At 37.6% G+C, this 24,994-nt stretch carries 22 protein-coding genes; 11 read left to right on the top strand and 11 right to left on the bottom strand.

Annotation, left to right across the window (positions count from 1 at the left end; translation table 11 throughout):
• A partial coding sequence (locus tag EOK74_RS20880) for a hypothetical protein (RefSeq protein ID WP_205964735.1) occupies positions 1-738 on the top strand: 738 nt, incomplete at its 5' end.
• Positions 739-1,175: 437 nt separating this feature from the next.
• Here EOK74_RS20880 and glmU read toward each other — a convergent pair.
• Positions 1,176-2,534, bottom strand: a complete 1,359-nt coding sequence (gene glmU / locus EOK74_RS19140) for a bifunctional UDP-N-acetylglucosamine diphosphorylase/glucosamine-1-phosphate N-acetyltransferase GlmU (protein WP_133471721.1) — start codon at positions 2,532-2,534, stop codon at positions 1,176-1,178.
• 253 nt (positions 2,535-2,787) lie between these two features.
• Here glmU and EOK74_RS19135 point away from each other — a divergent pair, with 253 nt between their 5' ends.
• The gene (locus EOK74_RS19135) at positions 2,788-4,212 is read left to right on the top strand and encodes a sensor domain-containing diguanylate cyclase (protein WP_133471720.1); all 1,425 of its coding nucleotides are present in this window, start codon (positions 2,788-2,790) and stop codon (positions 4,210-4,212) included.
• Here the strand turns inward: EOK74_RS19135 and EOK74_RS19130 are convergent.
• The 3 genes from EOK74_RS19130 to EOK74_RS19120 all read right to left on the bottom strand — a co-directional run bounded on the left by EOK74_RS19130 (position 4,204) and on the right by EOK74_RS19120 (position 7,034).
• Complete coding sequence (locus EOK74_RS19130) at positions 4,204-5,088, bottom strand: DMT family transporter (RefSeq protein WP_133471719.1); 885 nt, start codon at positions 5,086-5,088, stop codon at positions 4,204-4,206. The two genes, EOK74_RS19135 and EOK74_RS19130, sit on opposite strands and share 9 nt — an antisense overlap.
• A 132-nt stretch (positions 5,089-5,220) precedes the next feature.
• The gene (locus tag EOK74_RS19125; protein WP_133471718.1) at positions 5,221-5,691 is read right to left on the bottom strand and encodes a methylated-DNA--[protein]-cysteine S-methyltransferase; all 471 of its coding nucleotides are present in this window, start codon (positions 5,689-5,691) and stop codon (positions 5,221-5,223) included.
• Positions 5,688-7,034, bottom strand: a complete 1,347-nt coding sequence (locus EOK74_RS19120; protein WP_133471717.1) for an AlkA N-terminal domain-containing protein — start codon at positions 7,032-7,034, stop codon at positions 5,688-5,690. The genes EOK74_RS19125 and EOK74_RS19120 overlap by 4 nt, the downstream gene beginning before the upstream one ends.
• Positions 7,035-7,281: 247 nt before the next feature.
• Here EOK74_RS19120 and EOK74_RS19115 point away from each other — a divergent pair, with 247 nt between their 5' ends.
• Positions 7,282-8,424 (top strand): serine hydrolase domain-containing protein, encoded by a 1,143-nt coding sequence (locus tag EOK74_RS19115; protein ID WP_133471716.1) that lies wholly within the window; start codon positions 7,282-7,284, stop codon positions 8,422-8,424.
• 55 nt (positions 8,425-8,479) lie between these two features.
• Here EOK74_RS19115 and speA read toward each other — a convergent pair whose 3' ends face one another.
• Both speA and EOK74_RS19105 read right to left on the bottom strand, forming a co-directional pair.
• Positions 8,480-10,405 carry a biosynthetic arginine decarboxylase gene (gene speA / locus EOK74_RS19110; protein ID WP_133471715.1) on the bottom strand — a complete coding sequence of 642 codons (1,926 nt, stop codon included), beginning with the start codon at positions 10,403-10,405 and terminating at the stop codon, positions 8,480-8,482.
• A 179-nt stretch (positions 10,406-10,584) separates the two neighbouring features.
• A complete protein-coding gene (locus tag EOK74_RS19105; protein ID WP_133471714.1) occupies positions 10,585-11,925 on the bottom strand; it encodes a magnesium transporter in 1,341 nt (446 codons plus the stop codon).
• A gap of 206 nt (positions 11,926-12,131) precedes the next feature.
• Between EOK74_RS19105 and EOK74_RS19100 the strand changes: the two genes are divergently transcribed.
• Both EOK74_RS19100 and EOK74_RS19095 read left to right on the top strand, forming a co-directional pair.
• A complete protein-coding gene (locus tag EOK74_RS19100; RefSeq protein ID WP_133471713.1) occupies positions 12,132-13,361 on the top strand; it encodes a hypothetical protein in 1,230 nt (409 codons plus the stop codon).
• Positions 13,354-14,247, top strand: a complete 894-nt coding sequence (locus tag EOK74_RS19095) for a hypothetical protein (protein ID WP_133471712.1) — start codon at positions 13,354-13,356, stop codon at positions 14,245-14,247. The genes EOK74_RS19100 and EOK74_RS19095 overlap by 8 nt, the downstream gene beginning before the upstream one ends.
• 96 nt (positions 14,248-14,343) lie before the next feature.
• On the opposite strand, the gene EOK74_RS19090 is transcribed toward EOK74_RS19095, so the two are convergent.
• The 3 genes from EOK74_RS19090 to EOK74_RS19080 all read right to left on the bottom strand — a co-directional run bounded on the left by EOK74_RS19090 (position 14,344) and on the right by EOK74_RS19080 (position 16,919).
• On the bottom strand, positions 14,344-14,547 hold the full coding sequence (locus tag EOK74_RS19090; RefSeq protein WP_133471711.1) for a helix-turn-helix transcriptional regulator: 204 nt from the start codon (positions 14,545-14,547) through the stop codon (positions 14,344-14,346).
• Positions 14,548-15,134: 587 nt separating this feature from the next.
• Positions 15,135-15,572 carry a nucleoside deaminase gene (locus tag EOK74_RS19085; RefSeq protein ID WP_133471710.1) on the bottom strand — a complete coding sequence of 146 codons (438 nt, stop codon included), beginning with the start codon at positions 15,570-15,572 and terminating at the stop codon, positions 15,135-15,137.
• A 66-nt stretch (positions 15,573-15,638) separates the two neighbouring features.
• Positions 15,639-16,919, bottom strand: a complete 1,281-nt coding sequence (locus EOK74_RS19080) for a GGDEF domain-containing protein (RefSeq protein ID WP_133471709.1) — start codon at positions 16,917-16,919, stop codon at positions 15,639-15,641.
• Positions 16,920-17,621: 702 nt separating this feature from the next.
• Between EOK74_RS19080 and zntR the strand changes: the two genes are divergently transcribed.
• The 5 genes from zntR (at position 17,622) to EOK74_RS19055 (ending at position 22,543) form a co-directional block, all read left to right on the top strand.
• Positions 17,622-18,023: a Zn(2+)-responsive transcriptional regulator gene (gene zntR / locus EOK74_RS19075; protein WP_133471708.1), complete on the top strand. Its 402-nt coding sequence runs from the start codon at positions 17,622-17,624 to the stop codon at positions 18,021-18,023.
• A 1-nt stretch (position 18,024) separates the two neighbouring features.
• The gene (locus EOK74_RS19070) at positions 18,025-19,068 is read left to right on the top strand and encodes an SO_0444 family Cu/Zn efflux transporter (protein ID WP_133471707.1); all 1,044 of its coding nucleotides are present in this window, start codon (positions 18,025-18,027) and stop codon (positions 19,066-19,068) included.
• Positions 19,069-19,229: 161 nt separating this feature from the next.
• Entirely contained in the window at positions 19,230-20,090 is an 861-nt protein-coding gene (locus EOK74_RS19065) for an ABC transporter ATP-binding protein (protein ID WP_133471706.1), read from the top strand.
• Positions 20,087-20,995 (top strand): hypothetical protein, encoded by a 909-nt coding sequence (locus EOK74_RS19060; RefSeq protein ID WP_133471705.1) that lies wholly within the window; start codon positions 20,087-20,089, stop codon positions 20,993-20,995. The genes EOK74_RS19065 and EOK74_RS19060 overlap by 4 nt, the downstream gene beginning before the upstream one ends.
• Positions 20,996-21,250: 255 nt before the next feature.
• A complete protein-coding gene (locus tag EOK74_RS19055) occupies positions 21,251-22,543 on the top strand; it encodes an outer membrane protein transport protein (protein WP_133471704.1) in 1,293 nt (430 codons plus the stop codon).
• 103 nt (positions 22,544-22,646) lie between these two features.
• On the opposite strand, the gene EOK74_RS19050 is transcribed toward EOK74_RS19055, so the two are convergent.
• Entirely contained in the window at positions 22,647-23,099 is a 453-nt protein-coding gene (locus tag EOK74_RS19050) for a hypothetical protein (protein ID WP_133471703.1), read from the bottom strand.
• 170 nt (positions 23,100-23,269) lie between these two features.
• On the opposite strand from EOK74_RS19050, the gene EOK74_RS19045 reads away from it, so the two are divergent.
• Positions 23,270-23,608, top strand: a complete 339-nt coding sequence (locus EOK74_RS19045; protein ID WP_133471726.1) for an FKBP-type peptidyl-prolyl cis-trans isomerase — start codon at positions 23,270-23,272, stop codon at positions 23,606-23,608.
• A gap of 91 nt (positions 23,609-23,699) precedes the next feature.
• Here the strand turns inward: EOK74_RS19045 and EOK74_RS19040 are convergent, their stop codons facing one another.
• On the bottom strand, positions 23,700-24,692 hold the full coding sequence (locus tag EOK74_RS19040; RefSeq protein ID WP_133471702.1) for a GGDEF domain-containing protein: 993 nt from the start codon (positions 24,690-24,692) through the stop codon (positions 23,700-23,702).
• Positions 24,693-24,994: the final 302 nt, after the last annotated feature.

The following is a 24,994-nucleotide window of genomic DNA, read 5'->3' as shown; positions in this document are numbered from 1 at the left end:
GCTGATGCAACAGATACGGCAGTTCTATCTGAAGACTTCGAAAGTTATGCTGAAGGCGATGATTTAAGCTCAACCTATTCAAGCTCTGCTGAAGCTACCGTTAGTCTTATTGATGGAGCTAGTACTGGCGAAACGGGTACAAACCTTGTAGCAAGAATGGCTGACACAACAACAGATGCTGATGCTGAATTACGCCTAACAACGGCAGCACTTGATGAAGGTTCAATTTCAACCACAATCAAAATACAAGCGATTAGTGGCTTTACAGCTACACCAGATGTGGATGAAGATAATACCGCTTACATTAGTGTTTACGGTGGCTCTGCTTCTTCAGATAACCTAACCGGTGAAATTGTGTTTAGTAGTGGCGCGGTTAAATATCGTGATGCATCTAAATCTCAACAAACCATTGAAGGTTTAACCTATGCTGATGATACAGAGATAGATGTAGTGATTGATTGGACTGCAACAGGTTACTCCCTATCAATTGATGGCGGAACAACCTTCTATGGCCCTTATGTTGCAATCAATACAGGTACAGCAACAGAAACCTATCAAATCCGTATTGGTAGTTCTTCGAAAGAGTCAGCAAAAGAGTTGTTAGCTGATGACATCGTGATTGCTGATGCAACAGATACGGCAGTTCTATCTGAAGACTTCGATACGGGTTATGCAGTAGGTGATGATTTAAGTACTACTTATTCAAGCTCTGCTGAAGCAACTGTTATAGAAGATTAATCATCTAGTAATCTTAGATACTATGCTTAAAATGCCGCTTATTACTAAGCGGCATTTTTTTAATTTCAACTCAGCAACCACACCCTTACTAATTGCTCCTTCCAACCATCTACTAAGCTCCATTTAAAGTTCAGAGTATTTAGCGGTGCTATAACTGCCTTACTAACAAAGTGGTTTTCTATTTAAATCAAAGATTCATAAAACTATAAGATTTATACAGAAAGTGCACTATTGAATTAAGGTAACTGTTGGGCGTATTTGGCCTATGCGTTGTAAACTCGTAGATGCAATATCAGACTCCTAAGTGAATAGCAGTGCTGTCACGGTAAAAAATATTCAGTTAGAAGACTGGCGTTGTTTCGTTAGCATGCTTAAAGTATGAAAACCTAGGTTTAATCTTAAAGGTCAACCTAGGTATTGTGACTATCATTTGATAGTTATTTTTTTATGGGCCTTTCCCAATTACTAAGGTTTCTTTGTTTAGCTCTAGAAAGAGCTAGCTCATTATCTGCTACTTCTTTGGTTATGACTGAACCTGCTCCAACTGTGGCGTTTTTACCTATGTTTGCAGGGGCCACCAAAGAGCTGTTAGAGCCTACAAATGCACCATCACCTATAATGGTTTTAAATTTATTCACGCCATCATAATTACAAGTAATTGTGCCAGCGCCAATATTGGCACCTTCACCTACTTGTGTGTCACCTAAATATGTAAAGTGGTTGGCTTTAGAGCCCTTACCTAAAGTCGTTTTTTTCATTTCCACAAAATTACCTACTTTAGATTTTTCAGCCATTACTGCGCCTGGTCGTAATCTAGCAAAAGGTCCAACACTGCAGTTTTCACCTACTTGAGCTTGTTCAATAATAGAGTTTGCTTCTATGCAAGCGCCATTAGCAATTTCACAATCAATGAGTACACAATTGGGGCCAATATTGACATTAGAGCCAATAGATACCTTACCTTTAATGACAGCATTGATGTCAATATTTATGTCTTGACCTAGGGTTAGTTCGCCTCGTAAGTCAAACCTATGGGGGTCAGCTAAGCTTACCCCTTTCGCCATAATCTGTTGGGCTTGTTCGAATTGAAAGGCACGCTCTATGTTTGCCAGTTGCATACGGTTATTAATGCCTTCAACTTCTATCGCCGAACTTGGGTGTGACGCTTTAATGGTTTTACCTTCCGCGGCCGCCATTGCAATTACATCTGTCAGGTAAAATTCACCTTGAGCATTATTACTATTGAGATTACTTAACCAACGTTTTAAATCACTGCCTGCCATGATCATCATGCCGGTATTGATTTCTGTTATTTGTTTTTGTGCTTCGCTGGCATCTTTGTGTTCAACGATTGCGGTGACTTGCTCCCCTTCTCGGATAATTCTACCCATGCCAGTTGGGTTTTCTAAATGCACGGTTAATAGAGCAAGATCTGCCTTTTGTTTAATGCTGATGAGTTGCTGTAAAGTGCTTGGCTTTATAAGCGGCGCATCACCTACCAAAATTAGCACATCTTCTTCATCTGAAATATAGGGGGCTGCCTGCTGAACTGCGTGGCCTGTACCCAGCTGTTCGGCTTGTAAACACCAAGATAGCTTGTTATGACTTAGTTGGGCTTTAAGTTGCTCAGCACCGTGGCCGTAGACCAAATGGATATTGGTAGCACCTAATTCGTTTACTGTATCAATTATGTGCTGCACCATGGCTTTACCACCAATCGGGTGTAACACTTTTGGCAAGCTGGATTTCATTCGAGTGCCTTTACCTGCAGCTAATACAACTACCGAAAATGCCATATGTCTTCCTATAAATATTGGGTCTGGTGATCTTTATGATAGGGTTATTCTACTTATAAGCCAATACAGTGTCAGTAGTTCAAAATGCAATTTCTCGAATGAGTGAGCATTAAGGTTGGATATATGATTTAAACAATCAAGCCCTTAAGTGAATGAAAAAATAATTGTTACCTTATAATGACTCAAAAGGTTTTTTTCAGTTATCATTGCAATTAGTATCAATGATTGAAACTTTCAATGGAACAAGGCTATAGTGAATATTTTCCGTACTCTACATAGAAGTTTTTTACTACTGTTCGCTGTAGTGGTTATCGCCATTGTCACTCTAACCCACATTAGTATCTCTAAGATTGTCGCTGAGCAAAGTCGTGCCCAACAGCAATCTAACTCTCCGGCCTTTCAACTCGTTGTTGAACAACTTATGCAACCTTTGCATATTGCCCAAACTTTGGCGAAAGCTAAAGAATTGATAGAACTAATGAAACGACCAGAACAAAACGAAGAACAAATATTTTTAACCCTAGAAAGATTAAACAGAGAGTTCAATTTAAACTTCTTTATAGCGAGTGATATTAGTCGTAAACAATATAATTCGGAGAGACAGCAGATAGAGCTGATTGAGGGAAAAGTTAATTGGTACTTCTCTTATAAAGCACAGCCTGAAAATGCCATGGCTGATATTGGACAATGGCAAAACCCGCAATTCTATATTGACTTAAAAATATATGATGCAGACAATAATTTTTTAGGGGTGTTTGGCGTAGGAAAAAGCCTCAAAGCATTTACTGAAGTGTTCAGTGAATATAAAAAAACCTATGGCTATGACTTCATTTTTGTTGATCAAAATAAAGATATCACTCTCACCTCAGATCCGGAGTTACTTATCAAAGGGGTTACCTTTAAAAACCTCACTGACCTCTCTTGGTTTCAAGACTTAGCGCCGCACCAAAAAGAATCTTCTTTGAATAACTTATTGTTACCCATCAATGGACACGAGGCACTGATAGCAGAGCTTAATATTCAACCATTTGACTGGACTATGTATATTATAACGCCACTACAAGCGAGACAAACTGAGATTAGTCGAGGGTTTATAATTAGTATAGTGACCCTGCTAGCTATCATTTTTGGCTTATTTATTTTGATATATAACCTTTTATATTATTTCAAAAAAGATATGCAAAGAAATAAGCAAATAGACATTCTCACAGAGTTACCTAACCGCAGTCATTTAACTTTGAAGTTTGAAGAAGTGATGTATGAGAATAAACCAGTGAGTTTAGTATTAATTGATTTAGACAATTTTAAACCTATAAATGATACTCATGGCAGAAAAGCTGGGGATATTGTATTGCGGCAAATTGCGAGTATGTTACAGAACGAAATTCGGGATACCGACATTTTAGGACGTTGGAGTGGCCAAGAGTTTATTCTATTGTTACCAGAAACAGGGCCCCATGAAGCAGCTGAGTTATGTCAAAAGTTGTGTAAAAAATTAGCAGGTATGACAATTACAACCGGTACTACATCTATTCAGATTACGGCTAGTTTTGGTATTTCCTATACCGCTATAACGCGGAGTATGTCTGAAGTTATGGCGGCGGCTGATGATGCTTTATTTTTAGCTAAAAGAGATGGTCGAAACTTAGTTAGAACTAAATTGATTGAGTCATCCTAGTTTTGGTATCAGCCGTCTTCTGAACACTCCTGTGGTGAGAGCAACACCAATTAAAACCATAGCTGCACCAATCCACATATTGACAGTTAATTGCTCCCTTAAGAAAATCATGCCCCAAATAATGCCAAATACAGGCACAAGGTAAGTCACTGTAATTGCTTTGTAGGCGCCTACATTTGCAATTAACCTGAAAAATAGCAAGGCAGCAAAGCCAGTTGAACACGCTCCTAAAACCAAGACACTAAGCCAGCTATCTATACTTGGGGTTGTTGTAGGTAAGTAAAAAAGGCTTATGGGTAATAAAAATACAGTGGCAAACATTAGGCTGCCTGCCGCTACCGTTAAAGGCTTGACTCCTTGCAATGAACGCTTAGTAAAACACGCCGCAAGGCCATAGAAAAAAGTTGCTACAAGAGCCGCAAATATGGCTTGAAATGTATTTTCAGTTTGCAGGACTAGCTTGGCCATACTCAGTACAAACACCCCCAAAAAACCTATTAATAAACCTATCAAGGCCATTGGGGCCAATTTATCTTTTAACCAAAAAAAGGCAATGATGGCGGCAAACATTGGAGCCGTGGCATTCAATACCGACGCATACCCAGCACTTAAGTAAATAGTGCTATAACTAAACAAAAAGTAAGGAATCGCGTTGTTGGTGATACCAACAAACATGATGGGCCGCCAATTCTCTACTAATTCTCTACCTAATCTTTTAAATAACAATAATGGTAGTAAAACCAAACCTGCTATACCAACCCTTAATGTCACTAACATTACTGGGCCAAATTCTTCAACTGTGGTTCGCATAAACAAAAATGAGCCGCCCCATAATGCCGACAGTAAAACGAGCTCGCAGAAATATTTAAAGGGCATAGCGTATCTTTCCTTTGATAGGGCTTTGGTGTGTTAATTTATTAGTTGAGTGCGATACAAGACGTTACCTGTTTAAGCATAACGAAACTATGGCTGCCTTGTCTTGTGATTTATTTGCGGTTTGTACTCAACTTAAGGTTCTAGGTTACTTTCTAAGGATAATAACGTTGATTTTATAGAGGTGCCCCATGCATATCCGGTGAGTTTACCGTTGCTACCTATAACTCGGTGGCATGGCACAATAATAGTAATAGGGTTACGCCCATTTGCTGCCCCTACGGCCCTGACTGCTTTTGGGTTGTTAATCTTTTCAGCTATGTCCTTATAACTACATGTTTGGCCAAAGGGTATTTTCAATAGTTGTGCCCATACCTGCTGTTGGAACTTAGTGCCTTTTAGGTTAAGGCTTAGTGTAAAGTGCGTTCTGGTTCCGGCTAAATATTCAGACAGTTGGGTTACCGCTAGCGCTGTATGTTGGTTTCCATTATTAGCGTATTCTGGTTTAGCCACAAAACCAATTGCTGTTATACCTATTTCATCTGCACGTATTTCTAATATCCCTAAAGTGGTTTCTAGGTAATGGATAAAACTTTGTTCAGTCATGCCATGCTCCAAAGTTGAAAAGTTAAATAGCTGCGCCAAGGGGAAGATAAAGTTGAGTCAATTTTATATCTGTCGAGTTGTTTCTTTATAATGAGATCGGTTTCTGGCCAGATGTTGGGCTCTGACATACCACGCATCTTCGCGTAAGAAATTGTCCAAGGACCAATACCCTTAATTTGTATCCATGCATCGGGAGAATGATTAGGGTAAGTAACATAGTATTCGCAAAAGTCCTGCAAACATTGTTTGCGACTCTTGGGTATTTTCAAAAACTCTAGATTGCTTTTACTGATGGCTTGAGGTGTAGGAAAATAATATCTGTCAGCTATTTTATCTCCCAAAGTCTGTGTCAGCAGGGATAATAATGAAATAGCTGCCTTAACTGATATTTGTTGGCCGAGTATTGCTCGGCAACCTGCTTCAAAGGTGTCCCAAACTCCAGGTAATCGTATTCCATCAATTAATTTATCCTTGGGAATGCCACTTTTTATTAGTTGCTGTTGAATCTGCAATATGTCTGCATTAAGGTCGAATATTCTTTCGATATTACTCAGTAAGATACTCAGGTGTTCAATCTTGGGTAAGTTTATCTCCAGTGTCAGATAGTTTTCACCTTGCTGATAGTTTGCAGTAAACCAACCTTTAAGTCCGTCAATTGAAAAGGTTCTTGAATAGCTATCTGCGGTAACAGTTTCTAATCCATCAATGGCTCTTTTTAGTAAAAAATTTTGTATATAGTGCCAGTTAAATGGCGGCCTAAAATGCAACTTTAGAATAAGGTTTTGATTTTGGTTAACCTTGTTTTTTCTGATTTGTAAGGGAGTTAAACCAGTAATTTGTTTGAAGTTGTGCTGCAGGCGCCGAGAGCTTGCAAAACCACTAGCATGGGCCACGTTTTCTATGTTCATTGCAGTTTCATGTATTAATTTTTTTGCGAACAAAACTTTGTTGAATACTTGGTATTGTTTGGGACTTAACCCTAAGTACTTTGCAAATAGTTGTCGTAAATAACGGTCCGATATCCCCAATTTCAAAGTAATATCTTTGATAGTCAGGTCATTATGTTCTCTAAGCAGTCTCATGGCTCTATTTACTGTGGTTTCGACTCCTTTCCAAGCATATGACTGAGGAGCGCTATCTGGCCTGCATCGTAAACATGGCCTATAACCCTGATTCATTGCTTGCTGAGCATGTTGAAAATACTCTACATTTTTTTCATGTGGCAAGTTTGCTGGGCATATAGATCGGCAAAAAATATGCGTTGTTTTAACTGCAATAAAAAACACCCCATCAAATCTAGGGTCTCGGGTGATTCTAGCTTGCTTATAAATACTGGTTTGCATGGGACTCTTAATCAAGACTCGATTGGTCATTGTAATGTCTTTTTTGATAAAAATACGACAAAATCGGAACTGAATATGAACTCTATTCTGTACTAAATGTAACAACTTAGCTGTTGAAGTAGGTTGATTCATGGATAAGAGTCAGAGGATAATGGGATAACAAAAATGATGTCTATGTACTAACGTATTGTTGTTCATGGTTTATAAGGTTGCGTAAAGAGGGTTATGGTTTTTATTTGGTCATATAATGTTTAGGCTAGTGTGCTTATGTCTTGTTACCTTTGGGGGTTGCAGTCCAGCTTGGTCGGCAGATAAATGGTTGACAGAATTTGCTGCTGATATTCAGGGTAAAGCTAAGGTAAAGAACTTGCCAGGTTATGCCTTTGCATACATTGAAAAAGGTGGGCCCGCTTCGGTTGTTGTTTATGGAAACGAAAGTAAATCGGGTGCCGCAATTGATATCGATACTGTATTTAGGTTGGCATCGGTATCGAAAACCTTTACGTCTATGTTAATGGCTAAGTATGTAGAACAAAAGCAACTTAGCTGGCAAATGCCGGTAGTAAGCTTAGTACCTGATTATCCCTTCTCCCATAGTGCCAATAACCCCCTGTTATTGCAGCATGTAGTAGGCCAATCTAGTGGGTATACACCTAATGCTTACGATAACTTGATTGAGGCTAACTATTCGGTAAAACGAGTGCTCAATATGTTGTCTGACCTTGAGCCACTTTGCTCACCAGGTAAATGCTATACCTACCAAAATACCCTTTTTGCTGTGATTGATGAGTACTTTACCCAGCAACACTCTTCATATAAGCAAGCATTAACTCAAACCATTATCGAACCTTTAGGTATGCCAAATGCGAGTGTTGGCAAGCAAGGCCTTACTAGCTCAAAGAAATGGGCAAAGCCCCATGTGGCTATTTCTAGGAACAAATGGCGCTCTACTTCAGTAAGAGATGATTACTATCGTTATTCTCCTGCGGCTGGGGTGAATGCGAGTCTTGAAGATATGATTGTGTGGATGCGAGCCTTGTTAGGTGAAGAGCCCAAGGTAATCGCGCCTGAGTTAATTGAACAAGTCACAGAGCCAAGAGTGAAAAGTAAAAAGGAACTTTGGAGACGTCAGTGGCGCAATTATTTGTCAGATGCGCATTACGGTTTGGGCTGGCGCGTTTATGAATTTAAAGGCCACAAATTAAATTATCATGGTGGTTGGGTAAAAGGGTATCGGGCTGATGTGGCGTTTTCGCCAGAGTTTGGTGTGGGCTATGTGATGTTAATGAATGCTGAATCGAATTTAATTAATGAGTTTACCCCCGACTTTTGGGCTCGCTGTTTTGAACACCTGGAGAGTCTGCAATTAACGGCTAAGAATGTAGATTAAGCTCTTAGGTAAATAACTAAAGCTTTGCAGTTATTTACCTAAGGCTTGCTACTGACTAGTCAGTAGTTTTAAGGTAGGTGTAACCTTTTAGGCAGTTTTCGTAAAAATCAGTCCATTTAACCCCTTCTCTTGGTTTCATTTCTCCCTTAGACACATGAGTATCAATGAGCTTTTTGATGCCTTGGGCCATTGAGTTAGGATTGTACTGCATAATTGATAACACGTTTTCTACCGATGAGCCTGCCACTATCTCTTCAATATAAAAGTCTTCAGGATCGTCATCATAGCTAAATATATGCACCTCGTTTAAGCGTCCAAATAGGTTATGCATATCTCCCATTACATCTTGATAAGCTCCAGTCAAAAATAGCCCCACGTAATACTCTTCATCCGGCTTAATGTTATGCATAGGTATGACATTGGAAAGGCCGTCATCACTTATAAACTGATCAAGTTTGCCATCACTGTCGCAGGTGATATCTACTAATGAGCAATTAATAGTAGGTTTCTCGTTCATACGGGTTAATGGCACAACTGGAAGCACTTGGTCAATAGCCCAGGTATCTGCTGCTGACTGAAACACTGAAAAATTACACAAATATTGAGATGACAAATTAAATGGCAGCTCTTGCATTTCTTCAGGAATAAACTCTGCAGTTTTTAGCCTTAATTGAAGGGTTTCCATTATTTGCCAATATAAGGTTTCGATTTTGGCGAGTTCTTCCAATGAAATAACCCTTAATTTAAAGGCACTCAGAGCTTGTTCTTTATATTGGGATGCATCATTAAAAATTTCTTGAAGGTTGTCTTGGCTATCAATTAATTCCGCAAGTTCACGAATATCAGTCAGTAATACATGTTCATCAGCTTGCTTATCTGTCGGTATCCCTATGCTGTGAGCTTTGATTTCACCGACTACTTGAGTGATCACGCAACTATGATGTGCGGTTATTGCGCGGCCACTCTCGCTGACTAGGGTAGGGTGAGGTACATTTTCTAAATCACATACTTGTTGCATGCCGTACACAATATCAGCCACATATTCTTGCATACTGTAGTTACGGGATGAGTCATTGGTTGATTGGCTACCGTCGTAGTCAATCCCTAAGCCGCCGCCTACGTCTACATATTCCAGTTTATACCCCATTTTGTGAAGCTCTGAGTAAATCATGGCCCCTTCACTTATAGACTCTTTAACGGCGCGAATATCCGTTAGTTGGCTTCCTATATGAAAATGCAGCAATATTAAACTTTCTGCCATTTCGTGTGTTTCTAGGTAACGAGCTGCGCCAATGATTTCACTAATGGTAAGGCCAAATTTTGCTCTGTCGCCACCTGAGCTTTCCCACTTACCTCGGCCTTTAACTGTCATCTTAGAGCGCAAACCCACCAAAGGTTTTATATCTAACTCTTTGGCAATTTTCACTAATAAAACAAGCTCAGAAAACTTTTCGATAACCACTATGGTTTTGCGGCCTAGCTTTAAATTAAGTAAGGCAAGGCGCATAAATTCTTGGTCTTTATAGCCGTTTAATATAGTTAATGAATCTGGATTGGTATTCATCGCCATGGCAGTAAGTAACTCGGCCTTAGAACCTGCTTCTAGACCATAATTAAAGGGCGTGCCAGCATCTACAATTTCTTCTACTACTTCCCGCATTTGGTTTACTTTTACCGGATATACACCTCTGTATTGACCTTGATACTTAGCTTCGGCCATCGTATTTTGAAAGGTAGAATTAAGTAAAGATACTTGCGTGCGTAAAATATCGTGAAAACGAACCACCACAGGAAATTGAATGCCTTCTTGCTTAATCTCTTCTAATACGGCTCTAAAGTCGATACGCATACCGGTGTTAGATGGGTCTGGTGTGACATGTAAATTGCCATTTTCACCAATTTCAAAATAACCCGCTCCCCACCGACTAACACGGTATAGGTTTTCTGAGTCTTCAATAGTCCATTTTTTAGTTCTAGGCATTTTACATTACCAAATTAGGGGAGGCTGAAAGGTCAGAATTATAAATAACAACAATTAAACTAGCTAACAATTAATTGGCTAATCTATAAATTTGCAGCCGAGTTTATGAGGCATGCCACTAACATTTGTATTTTTAGCGGCATGTGTAACTTGGAGGCAATTGCTTACTGGTTTGAGTCTTATATGAGAAGTAATGATGCAGAGCCTAAAAACACAAAGAAGCCAACAACATCGGTTATTGTGGTTAAAATCACTGAGCCGGCGAGAGCAGGGTCGATACCCATTCTATCAAGTAACACTGGAATGAAAATACCAGACAGTGCAGCAATTAACATATTTACAATGAGTGCAATGGCAATGATCACAGAGAGCCATGGATTATCAAACCACACTGATGTAATCGCAGAGACAACTAAGGCCCATAAAATACCGTTCAAAAAAGCCACTCTTACTTCTTTATTACCTAGGGCTTTAAGGTTTGAGCTAGCAAGTTGTCCTGTGGCTAAGCCTCTAATTGTAAGGGTTAAGGTTTGGCTACCCGTTATGCCACCCATGCTTGCCACAATTGGCATTAATACCGCTAAAGCTACCACTTGAACCACAACCTCTTCAAATATGCCAATTACAAATGAGGCCGCAAAGGCCGTGATTAAATTAATACCTAGCCAACTTGCTCTGCGTCTGGCACTGGTAAAAACGGGAGCAAATAAGTCTTCGTCACTGACTCGGCCCATGTGCGATAGCTGCTCTTCATAATATTCTTGATAAACATCTATAGCATCTTTTATGGTGAACCTACCTAGTAACCTGCCGCTTTTATCTAGAACCGGGAGCATTGAGCGACCACAGTTTTTGACTGACTCAGAGGCATCAAATAAGGTCATATCTGCCGCTAGTACATGGTCAGAAAATTCTGCTAATTGCAGTACATTGGTATCTTTTGGGCTATTAATAAGTAACTTAATATCAATTTGGCCAAGGTAATGGTCGCTATCATCCACCACTAAAATACTATCCGTGTACACAGGTAAATCTTCTAACTTTAACTCTGCTAGTGCCTCTCCTACGGATGCTGACTTATTTACACTATATACATCATGGTTAACGTAACGTCCTAGTTGCTCTTCACTGTAATTTAGAGCGTCTTCGAGCTCCTCAGTATCAGCTGGACTTAGCTTTTTAATTAAGCCATTAACCACGCGTTTGGGGAGCACATCTAATATTTCAACTAATTGTTCTGTGCTGCTGGCTAATGCTACATCCTCAAGGTTTTGGTTCGACAACAGAGAGATTAATTGTTCTCTAGAGTCGTCTCGCATGGCTGCTAATATTGAAGATTTTTTATCTTCGGTTAATGCTTTCCATAGAGAAAATCGTAAGTCTTGAGGTAACCCTTCAAATACAAAAGCCCAATCCTCAGGGGAAAAATCTTGAGAGACTAAAGGTAAAGCGACGACCCCTTCATTTAAAAGATCGAGGGTCCATAAAAATGCACTTTCTCTTTGTTCGTTAGTTACCATATATTCGTCTTAATAATTGCTTGGTGAAGGAACTGACAATTTGTTAATCTTGGAATGCTAAGTTTCAGTTTTACATATACCCTTATCAATTGTCATTGGAAATGTAGCTGATTGAATTATATTAATAAAAATATTGCCATACATAAATTTGTACTTGCCACTGTTTAGCTAGTTATTTGTGTGTTGTCTATGTTTTCTGGTGGTTTATGTCACAAAGTACCGAAGTTTTCTCTGGTAATATTTATATTACTATTCCTAGCTTTTTAGACGAAAAATGCTCATTCAAACATTTCTGCAAAACTAAAGTATCTCAAGATTCAGGCAATACTCCGTTATTGGTTGAATTAACCAAGCGCTTCAATAATGAAATTTCTAGTGAAGTGCATCAATCCCTAGAGCGCTTTCATTTGGGAGAATATGAACTAGCTTGTTATGACCAATTTGAGTGTAGTGAAGAAAATGGTTTTTATAAAAGAGCTAATATCTACGTAAGTCTTCATAGTAAAACCTGTCTAGGTGTAGTGACTATTGAATTTCATAATGAAAAATTAGCAGTATCTCAACTATTAGACCGGGTTTCTCAAGACAACATACTAGTGCGTCATGACGATCATTCCATTCAGCTCCTTAAAGATTTACTTGCTGAAAAATTTCTTATCAAGGTATTTTCCACGGCTGCTAAGGTGTGTTTATCTACTAGAAATGCGATCCACAAAGATGTATTACCCTATTATTTAGCTAATGAAACCTTTAACTCTAATGATATGCAAGCGCAAATCATATCCAGTGAACTACAACATAAAACGCTAAATAATGTTGCTCAATATAATAGTAGCGATCTTTTTGTAGGCAGGCACAGTGTGTTGCGGATCGATAAGCGAAAAGGCAATAACCAATACCCTGAGCTGCAATCAGATAGTACCTTTATATTTATAATTGAAGCTTTGCTTTTTAAAGAGGCGGCGGTATTACGCACTAACCAACAGGTATTGCGGGCTATCAGTAAAGCAGAGTTATTGTCATTAAAAACCATGGAAAAAGTGACATCAAACTTCGCAGTGACTATGCCATTCTGGGATATTAGAATTTTTAAATATATAACCGCGCAACATCTAGCCAACCATTTAGAGAAAAGTTTCGGCATAGATAAACATTTTGATTTATACGAAAAAAATCAACAATTTTTACAACACAAAATTAATATAAGACAAGGTATTGAAGAAGACAGTAAAAATAAAGTTCTGTATTTAATTGCCATTGTCTTGTTTATTTTTGAAATTTCTCCCTATTTGTTTAATTTATTCAGTCGGGTATTAGGCGATAAGGGGCTTAAGAGTATAGAGATATTAGCGGTACTGGGCGCAGGTACGACAACTGGGCTTATAACATTAATTATTGTTCTTATTATCAAAAGGCGAAGTATAAAACATGGGTAGTTCAGCTATTTTACCTTTGTTTTTTAGCTCTGAGGCAATGTTCGAACAGCAGAGTTTACGGCTGGATGTGTTAAGTGAAGTTAAGCTTTTTTTAGAAGACCCCCATATTTATAAACGAGGCCGAATATTACATTTGCTTGGAAACGGTGTTGCCGATACTAAAGAGACTTGGTTTGAATTTTATAATTGGTGCTATAGGGAATTTGAATACTTAGAAACTCCTCTCTGGTACAAAGCCAAATATGCTGAATATTCTGCTACAAAAGAGAATATTAAGTTTATGTCTTATCATGAATTTTTGCAGCAATATTGGACAGTTGAAGATGTCGTTAAATCGTCTATTTTTATCTCAGACGAAGGCATCAATAATTACAATGCAAGCGATCAAGAAATCATCCACTGGACCAGATTACGTAACAAAAATTTGTGCTGTTTTACTGGTGCAGTTTGTGGTGGCGAGCTAGTGGGCCAAGTTGGGTTTATCATGCTCAATAATGAAGAGCATAATCAAATGAAAAATGGCTTGTTAGATGAAAGCGATATAGTAGGCACAAGCTTAGATTTCGAAGGTCCTATTTATCTCTATATTCCTAGTGTTGTTATCAAACCAGAATTTCAAAATCGATATCTATTACCAGTAATGTTCCGGCATTTATTTAACCAGCTAGTATTAATGCCTGAGTTAATAGACAAACTTCAGGGCTTTATTGCACTTGCTTATAGTGACGATGGTGTAGCGATGTGCAAAGGGTTCAACTTACAATTTCAGTCCCAAGATTTTACTAAAAGTAAAATTTATACTGGCTCCTTAAGCGCTATGTTAAATAGTCCAATTGGAAAGAGAATCAAGCTGAAGGAAATTTCAAAATCTTTTCAGAGCTACTAAATATTTGCTCTGCTCACTCTTGGTGTAAGTATTTACTTTGGATTAAGGCCTTTTAAATTAAGTGTTTTATCTTTTATGTAAAACATAATCTATTAGCTAACTACTTTGATATTCAAAAACCTCTTCAATAGATTGTCCAAATACCTCTGCTATTTGAAAGGCTAACTCAAGTGTTGGTGAGTGCTTACTTTTTTCAATTGCCATTATAGTATGTCGGGTCACACCAACTAATTCAGCTAACTCTTTTTGAGTCATTTCATCTGCAAAAAAACGCAGTTCACGGATCTTATTTTTGATCATTTAGGTTACTCATATTAATAATATAATTGTATAAAATTGGTTGCAGCCTGTTGTCTAATCTAACTACAAATTAATTTGTATTAGAGAAAACATTTAGGTGACTTAGGTAAAATCATAGTAAATAACAAAGGTTATTTTTCTAATTTTTTGTTTTAAGAAACGTATTGATATTTGATTTTCTAGCTTATTCAAAGGTCGATTTAACTGTTAAATTCACATCAATTTTGTTCATAAAATTGCGCTCTAAATCTTTAAATTAATATGCTTATTGCTATGTTTATTATTGAATTAAACTAGTACTTTCATTGATCGTAAATTTGGCTTGTTTACTCTGAAATGTTGCACAACATGTAATCTTTATTGGCTGTATGTTCGGATACATTATTTACTATTTTTGTAACTAATACTGATGTTATTTTATACAAAAAATAAAGTACAAATATTAAGGCTAATGAGCCATTATTTTTACTATTTAAACCACAGATAATCAATAATAGCTGTATTTTAGGTAGGTTTAAATAACACTGTGTTAATTATTTTTAACTTTTTGTTGGTTTTTGTTGGCTTTTGGTTGTATTTTTTTTGCTTTACTCGCCAATATCTTCATTCCAAAGCTCTGGTTTAGCTTTTATAAAGTTCTCCATCAAGTTTATACAATGTTGATCTTGTAAAACGGTGACAGATACACCTTTGGATTTAAGTAATGCTTCTTCACCCATAAATGTAGTATTTTCGCCTACTACTACTTTCGATATCCCATATAAGATAATGGCACCAGAGCACATGGAGCATGGCGATAGAGTGGTATAGATTGTTGATTCTCTATACGTCGCCGCTGTTTGACGCCCAGCATTTTCGAAGGCGTCCATTTCTCCATGGAGAATAGGGCTGCCACTTTGAACCCGGCGATTATGCCCACGACCAATAATTTCACCTTTATGCACAATTACTGACCCAATTGGAATGCCACCTTCGTCTAACCCTTTTTGTGCTTCTTCGATTGCAGCTGCCATAAACTTATCCATTTTTTCTCCTATTTATTTTGACTTATTAGTTAGTAGTTAAAAGAATTGTTGTAGTGTTGCTGAAAATTACAATTCGATAATTGTCCTGTTTCTTCCTGTTTCTTTGGCTTGATATAGGGCTTTATCTGCTCGAATGAAAGCATTCTCAAATAGCTCTGAGCGAGCAATTTTTGTGGCACCGATGCTCACTGTAATATTCTGGACTTTTCCAGCAACAAAACTTGTTGATTCAATTTTTTTACGAATTTTTTCGGCAAAAGGCTCAATATTTTCACTGCTGATACTATGGAATAGAATGATGAATTCTTCTCCACCCCATCTTGCCACTATGTCGTATGAGCGTATACATGCCTTAAAGATGTTAGATACTTCTTGAAGTACATTATCACCAACAACGTGACCATACTCGTCATTTATTGTTTTGAAAAAGTCTAAATCTAATACTAAAAGAGCATAGTTATTTAGAGATTTTTTTGTGTATAAGTCATCAACAATTCGATTTAAGCCTTCGCGGTTTAAAATATCTGTTAACTGATCGTGTTCTGCTTTCTCGCGGTATAATTCACTTATTGTTCTAAATTCTTTTAATTGTTGATCACTGACCTTAATCATTGATAGCAATCTTGCTTGTCGTATTAAAATTTCTGAAATAATAAAGGCAGCCCAGAATAAAATAATTGAAAAATATAAGGTTTCTTTCGAAAAATAATAGCCTGTCGCTTTAATAGATTTGAGCTTGAACTCATGACGACCTAATGTGTTTGGGTATGGAATATCTATACCTATGGCAATTACTTTACTAATATCCGTTTTTATTTCCTTTGGTGGTATTTTATTATTTTCAATCCACCAGTCAGCAACTCTTAGGTCTTTGAAGGGGATCATAGTGGGTCTTTTAAAATCTGTAGCTAGGGTGGAGAAGCTATTAAACTTAGCTTTTCCTACAATATCCGTTATATCTGGAGCTGGATAATAATTACGTAGATAAACCCTTAAATATGTGGCGGGACCATTGTAATCTAACTCTACTTCTAGGCCATCATATACAGATAAGTCTAGTTGTTTGGCTGCAGGTTTAGACCACAACACGGAAATTCCACAATATGGATAAGGTGCGCCAGCCCTAAGGTGACATATCCAACTTAACTGAGTTTTATCGACCCAAATTATTTCTGAATTCCCGCCAATAACCTCATCAACAGATTCAAATGCGTTCTTAGTTAGTTCTGGATGCAGAGCCATAGTACGTTTAGGAAGGTTCTCGTAAAAAATGAGAAGCACTAAAGTTATGATAAAAGCTACAGTCTTAATTACCTGTATTAAGGTTATCTTCGTAAAAACAGTCATCAAGTCTTAAGCTCATAGGAAATAATTGTTAATCATATAGTATAGGTTGTTACTCTTTTGTGTATTAATACTGCACAATTTTCTGTAAAAATATTCACCAAAGAACACCACCCTTTGCATATCAGTCTAGGTCTTCTTGAAATGACTGAATACAAGAATAAATGTTTATTTTAGGTAGTTATTAACTTGATGCTAATAAAAAATATAAAATTTTTATCTAATATATTTAAGAGAATGATTTATTAAAGAATTTAGAATCTATCTGTAAGCGTTTATTGAGGCGAAAAATTATTTGCTAATAACCACTAGTCAATTCTTGCTACCGAAAATAATTACTAAATAGACAGTTTCTTTAAATAGAATCTCCTGCAACGTCTGCATAAATATTGATATAAAGATTAGGTTTTGGAAAAAGCTGCAGTGTACGCTTCTAAATCCAATCCTAAAATAACACCAAACTTGAGGTTGCGACTGATGCGCATATCTTTATGATGAACAATAGTCTTACAGGTTTTGTCAATAATATAGCCTTTTAGTGGAGAGTGGTTTGTTTTAGATCTAGAACTTAGACCACAACACTGTTGGTCTGAAGCCATAAGTCATTTTATTAAAAAATCATAATTATTGCTTACAACACTATTGACCTTAGATGTTAGTTTAAGGTTTATCATAGTATCACTGAGCACAATAAGTGGATCTGAGATGCAGATAAGTGAACTAGCTAAATTATCTAATTTAAATGCGCATACGTTACGTTATTATGAAAAAGCTGGGTTATTAAAGCCTTCGGGGCGAAGCCATAGTAACTATCGTATTTATTCTGAAAATGACTTAATTACTGCAAACTTTATTAAAAGAAGTAAGGCTTGTGGATTTAGTTTATCTGAAATTGCATCACTGTTAGCTATAAAAAATGATAAGAGCCAACATGTTTGTGCTGAAGCAAAATCAATAACAGATGCAAAAATTGAAGATGTTGCCGAGCAAATCTTACAGCTACAACAAATGCAGAGTACTTTAGAAAAGCTAGCTCGATATTGTTGTGGTGGGCAAGAAAGCGCTGAGTTTTGTTCCATAATTTCAACCCTAGAAAGCGAGGTGTAATGTGCAGCTGTTGTCGAACTTTATTCTTCTTTTTGTGGAATCAGCCCCTTATTTGTTATTAGGTATGTTGATTGCGGGTGTCATTCATCAATTAGTGCCAAAAACTTGGATTGAGGCAACACTTGGAAAGAAAGGGTCCGTGGTGAATGCTGCGGTCATAGGCGCCCCCCTTCCTTTATGTTCATGTTCAGTTATCCCTGTGGCAATGGGTATTAGAAGAAGTGGAGCCTCTAAAGCAAGTACCGCTAGTTTTTTAGTGGCGACACCAGAGACGGGGATTGACTCTATAGGCGTCACCTATGCATTAATGGGCCCGGTAATGGCTATTGCTAGACCTATAGCTGCAATATTTTCCGCCATATTCACCGGTAGTTTGATTGCAATGTTTACTGAAAATACGCCACCGCTAGCTAAAAAAGACAATAAAGCTGCGCCTTCTTGCTGCAGTGGCGCAAAACCCAAACAACTTACTTTTATCCAAAAAATCAAGGCTGCCATTAAATTTGGCTATGGGCAATTGTTACGAGACTTTATGGGGTGGTTTTTAATCGGATTGTTTTTTGCTGCATTAATTACTACCTACCTACCTGAAGACTTTATAACTCAGTATGCTCAAGGCATAGGGACAATGTTATTAGTGGTGTTAATTTCTATTCCTATGTACGTCTGCGCAACCGCATCAACACCTATTGCTGTTGGCTTACTTATGTCTGGTATCACACCTGGGGCTGCCTTGGTATTTATGTTAACTGGTCCTGCAACCAATATTGCTACCTTAATGGTTATCAAAAATGAATTGGGTAAAAAAGAATTAGCCTTATATTTGCTTGGTATTACCACAGGAGCCCTTGTGTCGGGGGTAATTTTCGATAAAGTTTTAAAAGTTTTCGATTGGCAATTAGCATTAGTACATGGTGAGCATTCGGATATGATGGGGTGGCTTTATCAAATATCTGGCTGGGTGTTGATGGGATTAATATTGTTTCAGTACCTTAAAAAGTTACAAGTTAAAGTTTTTAAATCAGAAAATGCCCATTCACATTAATCACTGAACAATTAGTTGTCACATTGTTAGTCTAGATTGACCTCAGTCTTATGTGGTTCTTTGTTGCAGCTTTTATATTAGAATCTCGGTTTCATATCACTATCACTTGAAGTTCGAAAATTAATTGAACTGTAATTGTAGGCCAGCGAGGAACACTTCTATTGTCCCCTTTAATATCTATTTCTGGATTAAACAAATCCTATAGTCAAAAACATGTGCTTCAAGACATAAACCTAAATGTTGAAGCAGGACAAATTTTAGGGTTAGTTGGTTCTAATGGAGCAGGCAAAACAACCTGCTTGCAAGCATTATTGGGTCTAACTCGTTATAAAGGTGACATAACAGTATTGGGACATAACCCATCTAAACATCGAACTAAAATGTTAGAGAAGGTTGCTTATATTGCGGATGTAGCTGTATTGCCAAAGTGGATCAAGGTGAGTCAGGCTCTGACTTATATGCAAGGTGTACATCCTAATTTTGATCCTGAGAAAGCCTTAGCCTTTTTAGCCAAAACAAACATTCCCATGTCAGCCACAGTAAAAGCCTTATCTAAAGGCATGGTGACACAATTGCATTTAGCCTTGATATTAGCCGTAGATGCAAGAGTATTAGTGTTAGATGAACCAACCTTAGGTTTAGACATTCTAACTCGTCGCCAGTTTTATAGTCATTTATTAGAAGATTTTCACAACGATGAAAAATGCATCATTATCACTACCCATCAAATAGAAGAAATAGAACATATCTTAACCGATGTTGCTTTTATCAAAAATGGTCAAATTGTGGTGCATGAAAGTGTTGAAGGCATTCGTTCTCGCTTTAAGTTGTTAGCAGTTAAAAATGAGAATTTGGCAGCAGCACAGGCATTAAATCCTGTATTTGAGAATAATATGATGGGCTTAACAAGTATGTTGTTTGATGACGCTGATCTTGATGTTATGGCATCATTGGGGCAGGTGAGCTCTCCGAGTTTAGCGGATGTATTTGTGGGTATTATGTCCCAAGAAGGCGCGCTATGAAGGTCATGCAAATTTTCATGGGGGTTAGAAAAGAGCTTTGGGAGTTTAAAAAAACCTTATTTTGGATGCCATTGTTGATTGGTATTTTTATGATTGCTGCACCTTTACTTAAATTGCTGTTACTTGAAGGTGCTCAAATACGTGTCGTATTTGAGGGCGTATCGAATACAGACAACCTGAATAACGTGCAAGGTTTAACTCGACTTTTTCTCGCTACTATTATGGGAATGTTTGCACCCTTTATTTTAGTAGGTTTGGTTATCCAGCTTTATTATTTCACTACTTGCCTGTTTGATGAAAGGCGGGATCAGTCTATCTATTTTTGGCGTTCATTACCCGTGTCTGACGCGCAAAATATCATGGTTAAACTACTGACGGGGGCCTTGGTTGTGCCTGCTATATTTATGCTTGCAGCAACGCTTGTTGTGTTTATTTTTGTTCTATTAGGGTTGTTAGGCTGCTACATATTAGATGTTGGATATGATATCTCCCTATGGGAACTATGGGGTAATGCCAACATATTTAGCAATATGACTTCGGTTTGGACTAGTCTGTTTTTTTATGCGCTGTGGATGTTTCCGCTATTTTCTTGGTTAATGTTAGCGTCAATGTTTGCCAATAAAGCCCCTTTTTTATGGGCTGTATTACCAGTTGCGCTTTTATTGGTGATTGAGTCTTATATTACAAATTATTTGAAATTAGATTCACACTTTCTACGAGAGGCATTGTTTGAATATTTTGCTCTTGCTAAAGAGTTAATACCAAATAGCATTCAACAAGTAGGCACTCCCAAATTTATTTTAATCTCTGCTTTGTGGAATAAGATTTCATTGATAGGAACTGCACTTGGAATAGGGTTTATATATCTGACCTACTGGTTAAGGGTTAACCGTAGTCATTTATAACTTACATGCTAATTATCTGAATCAGTTTAATTCATAAACTTATGTTTTGTTTTTGTTAATTGCTTTGGTTTTGTTTGTTAAGTTTTGGTGTTTTTAGTGAAATTTTTGCATTTTTTGTGACTTTTTCTGGTATTTATTCTGCAAATCTATATTATGCGCTGCCCGAATTTCGTACTAGAAGTCGGATGAGTTACCTATTTTTTTGAGTAACCTCGCAACCCATAGTGATGCTTGGTTCAAAGTATTGGAGATATCATGAAATTTAATCGCATTTTACTTACTGCTGGCTTAAGTGTTTTTTCACTTAATGCATTTTCTGCAGCATTTCAATTGGCTGAGCATAGCGCATCTGGTTTAGGCAGAGCTTTCGCAGGTGATGCCGCAATCGCAGAAAATGCCTCTGTTGTGGCTCGTAACCCTGCTTTGATGTCTCAATTTACTGAAAACCAGTTATCAATTGTCGGTACTTTTGTACTCCCTGATGTAAGCCTTGAAGGTGAAAGCACCCCTGCTTACTCATCAGCTGAAGCAATTGACGATGATAGTATTGCACCGAATGCTTTTGTACCTGCTGCGTATTACGTTATGCCAATAGATGACAAGGTTGCCGTAGGATTCGGTGTATTTTCTAATTTCGGGTTAGCTACTGACTTTCCAGAAGATTATGATGCAGGTCAAATTGCCGGTAAAACTGAAATTGTGACCGTAAACCTTAACGCTAGTGCATCTTATAGAGTTACTGACGCGCTAACTATTGCTGCAGGTTTGAATTTTATTTATGCAGAAGCACAAGTCACTCGCCATGCTGGTGTTGGGTTCCCAGTCTATTTACAAGCTAACTTTGGTTCAACTTTGGGTGTTACAAGTGATACTGAAGCGGTTTACCTAGAAGGTGATGATACCGGCTATGGGTGGAACATAGGTTTGGCTTATGATTTGGATGAAAACTCTCGTTTTGGTTTCCATTATCGCAGTTCAACTGATATTGCTTTTGATGGTGAATACAGTAACGAGTTACCTGCAGTACTTGGTGGGTTAGAAGGTGTTGTATTACCTGGTTCATTAAATCTAGAACTACCTGCTATGGCAGAATTTTCAGGTAGTCATCAATTGAATGAAAAGTACGGCCTTCACTACAGTATCAATTGGACACAATGGAGTAGCTTTGAACAATTAGAAGCTTACGTTGAAGGAAGTGATACGCCTGTTTTTTCTAAAACAGAGAATTTCTCGAATAGTTTCCGTTACTCAATTGGTGGTGATTATCAGTTAAATGAGCAAACCAAACTTCGTGCTGGTATCGCATATGACAAAACTCCAACCGATCCTGACCATTTATCTATCTCTATTCCTGATACTGATAGAGTATGGTTAAGCGCAGGTGCTACTTATACATTTAGTGACAGTTCAACAATTGATCTTGGCGTTACCGTTATTAAAGGTAAAGAGCGCACATTTGTAGAGCCTGATAACCTAGGCGGAGAGTGGGAATACACCAGCCAAGGTGATGCTGCTTTAGTTGCTGCACAATATAATTACGTGTTTTAAATTCATAAAACGTTAGTTAATCGTATTTAAATGCCAGCTGACTAAGCTGGCATTTTTTTATTGAAATTTAGAGTCAGTGCGATTTTATAGGAAAGCTTAAGTACTACTGGTTGTCGATAAACTGGTTGCTTAGATAGAAGTTATTGACTTCTGCTAGGTTAAATTCAATATCAAATTGACTTAGCCATTTAGTGGCACTGTCAAAATCATTAAAAAACTCACTCTCAATTCCTGCCTTGTTATAGGCCACTTTTAACTGTGTTTTAATTGTAGTGATTATATCCGAATCTTGAATCATTATTGCTATCGCTTTTAAACCCATTTGTTGGCGTAGGCTTATAACGTCGGAAAATAGCTTAAAAGCTGTGGGCGGCATTAAACTTTCGCCATACAAAAAGCCTATTTGTCCCCAAGGTCTGTTGTGATCTATTGCTTGGAGATCAGCTTGAGTACTTTTTGTCCCGTAGGTTAATGCTTCATCATTCCATGGCCCTCTGCCTGAAAACAACATTAACTGTTGTGAACGACTACTCACATATTGCCCATGTTCACCCAATGTAATTCCTTAAACACTAGCTATTGCAATGAGTATTTAATGTACCTTTTTAAAACATAGAAGGAAATACTAATACAAACTTCATATTGTTAAATTAGGTATTAATGAAGTATTCACTATGTTTTAGCCGTTATACTTTAGACCTAAAAATAGATGGTCAGAAATTCAATATGCAACAAGACTTAAAAATAGAAGACTTAGTAATAGGAACAGGAAAAGCTGCGGAAAGGGGGGCATTAATCACAGCTCACTATAAAGGCTGGCTTGAAGATGGAACTGAATTTGATTCTTCTTTTAAAAAAGGAGCAGCTTTTCAAACTGTACTGAGTAATAAGCGGGTGATACAAGGTTGGATTTTAGGCCTTAAAGATATGAAGGTAGGAGGGAAACGTAAGTTATGGGTTCCTGCACACTTAGCGTATGGGGAGCGAGAAATCGGTAATATGATCCCAGCGAATGCTAATTTAATTTTTGAAATTGAATTAATAGAAGTGTTAACACGAGATTAAAAGATAAGGTTAGATGCCTAGTTAATTAAAAAGCCAAGAAGCGTAATACGAGGTTTTTTTGTCCGCTTCTTGGTATAAAATTGTGGGTAACCTAGTTACTCACGTTAACTCTGTTTCTGCCTTCCTCTTTCGCTCGATACAAAGCTGTGTCAGCTGCACAAATTAAGGCTTCAGGGGTGCGATATTGGCCATTGTGTTCACACGAAATCCCTTGGCTAACACTCACTCTAAACGTAGTTGGTAAATGTAAATCCGTAAAGTTAATAATGTTGATTTGTTGTTGAATATGCCTAGCAACTGCTTGTGCATCTTCTATATGGGAGTGGGGCAAGATGACGGCAAATTCTTCACCACCATAGCGGGCAGCCAAGCTTTCATTTGATGGTAAGCAACTATCAATAACCTTTGCAATTCTTTGCAAACATTTGTCTCCGTTTACGTGGCCAAATTGGTCGTTGAAATGCTTAAAATAATCCACATCAATTAAAATGAGACTGATTGGCTGATTATTAATAATGCTCTCATTCCAACTTTTGTTGAGGGTTTTTTCTAAGTTGTAACGATTGGCTAAACCCGTTAAATGGTCGGTACTGGCCTGCCTTCGCAATTCACTATATTCTGTTTTATGCTTGGTTAAGTTATGCACTACTCCCACAAACATAGGGCTGCCTTCAGTCAGTGATTCAGGCAAACATGATATTGATAAATCCACTTCTAACCATGTACCATCGGTGCGGGTTAATAGCACTTCTTTGGGGCCATGGTTAAGGGCCGGCTTTTTGTTATCTTTCCAGTTTAGGAAAATGTATTCATATTGTTCACGATAGCGGTCATGCAGAAAACTGAACCAGCGTTGCCCTACAAGAGACTCTTGTGAGCCACCTAAAAACTTAGCCGCCATCGGATTAACTATCTCGATGATTCCATCACCATTAACAACAAAAATACCTTCGGCGATGATATTTATCATGTTCACAAAAGAGTCCATTTTTTCATTAGATAGTGGAATTGAGAACTTATCGACTATGGAGCACATCTCTGTGTTTGGAGAGTTTACTTGACTAATTTTCTTAGAGTGAGACATCTGTATACCGTATGTTTAATAACTGTGTGCGATTGATGTCAAATACTTTAATGAAAAAGAACGGTATGAACCTTCTGGTAACCTTCTGATTTTAAGTTGTTGATATTGTTGCTTTTATTTTATTTTCTGTCTGTTGTGTTTGTAGGCTAAAGAAAATGTTAAAACATCATCGGGTAAATAAATTTTCGGGTTAAGATGGTGAGGTGGTTAATAAAAAACTCGAATAGTAGTGGGTTTTTAGAAGTGATTCATTAGTCTAAGAGTCAGCTCCTTGCCACAATGTGGCGACAGTAAATCTAAAT

It is taken from the genome of Paraglaciecola marina (assembly GCF_004360155.1).
In the GTDB taxonomy this organism is placed as follows: Bacteria; Pseudomonadota; Gammaproteobacteria; order Enterobacterales; family Alteromonadaceae; genus Paraglaciecola; species Paraglaciecola marina.
Note: the sequence above shows the minus strand (reverse complement) of the source record. Positions and strands in the feature narration are given on the sequence as shown.

Excerpts from the sequence above, each read along its gene's own strand:
- EOK74_RS19085 (WP_133471710.1), bottom strand. The coding sequence starts at position 15,572 with ATGGATAAGTTTATGGCAGCTGCAATCGAAGAAGCACAAAAAGGGTTA.
- EOK74_RS19045 (WP_133471726.1), top strand. The coding sequence starts at position 23,270 with ATGCAACAAGACTTAAAAATAGAAGACTTAGTAATAGGAACAGGAAAA.
- EOK74_RS19090 (WP_133471711.1), bottom strand. The coding sequence starts at position 14,547 with ATGATCAAAAATAAGATCCGTGAACTGCGTTTTTTTGCAGATGAAATG.
- EOK74_RS19095 (WP_133471712.1), top strand. The coding sequence starts at position 13,354 with ATGGGTAGTTCAGCTATTTTACCTTTGTTTTTTAGCTCTGAGGCAATG.
- EOK74_RS19055 (WP_133471704.1), top strand. The coding sequence starts at position 21,251 with ATGAAATTTAATCGCATTTTACTTACTGCTGGCTTAAGTGTTTTTTCA.
- EOK74_RS19040 (WP_133471702.1), bottom strand. The coding sequence starts at position 24,692 with ATGTCTCACTCTAAGAAAATTAGTCAAGTAAACTCTCCAAACACAGAG.
- zntR (WP_133471708.1), top strand. The coding sequence starts at position 17,622 with ATGCAGATAAGTGAACTAGCTAAATTATCTAATTTAAATGCGCATACG.
- glmU (WP_133471721.1), bottom strand. The coding sequence starts at position 2,534 with ATGGCATTTTCGGTAGTTGTATTAGCTGCAGGTAAAGGCACTCGAATG.
- EOK74_RS19120 (WP_133471717.1), bottom strand. The coding sequence starts at position 7,034 with ATGCAAACCAGTATTTATAAGCAAGCTAGAATCACCCGAGACCCTAGA.
- EOK74_RS19080 (WP_133471709.1), bottom strand. The coding sequence starts at position 16,919 with ATGACTGTTTTTACGAAGATAACCTTAATACAGGTAATTAAGACTGTA.
- EOK74_RS19100 (WP_133471713.1), top strand. The coding sequence starts at position 12,132 with ATGTCACAAAGTACCGAAGTTTTCTCTGGTAATATTTATATTACTATT.
- EOK74_RS19105 (WP_133471714.1), bottom strand. The coding sequence starts at position 11,925 with ATGGTAACTAACGAACAAAGAGAAAGTGCATTTTTATGGACCCTCGAT.
- EOK74_RS19060 (WP_133471705.1), top strand. The coding sequence starts at position 20,087 with ATGAAGGTCATGCAAATTTTCATGGGGGTTAGAAAAGAGCTTTGGGAG.
- EOK74_RS19115 (WP_133471716.1), top strand. The coding sequence starts at position 7,282 with ATGTTTAGGCTAGTGTGCTTATGTCTTGTTACCTTTGGGGGTTGCAGT.
- speA (WP_133471715.1), bottom strand. The coding sequence starts at position 10,405 with ATGCCTAGAACTAAAAAATGGACTATTGAAGACTCAGAAAACCTATAC.
- EOK74_RS19130 (WP_133471719.1), bottom strand. The coding sequence starts at position 5,088 with ATGCCCTTTAAATATTTCTGCGAGCTCGTTTTACTGTCGGCATTATGG.
- EOK74_RS19125 (WP_133471718.1), bottom strand. The coding sequence starts at position 5,691 with ATGACTGAACAAAGTTTTATCCATTACCTAGAAACCACTTTAGGGATA.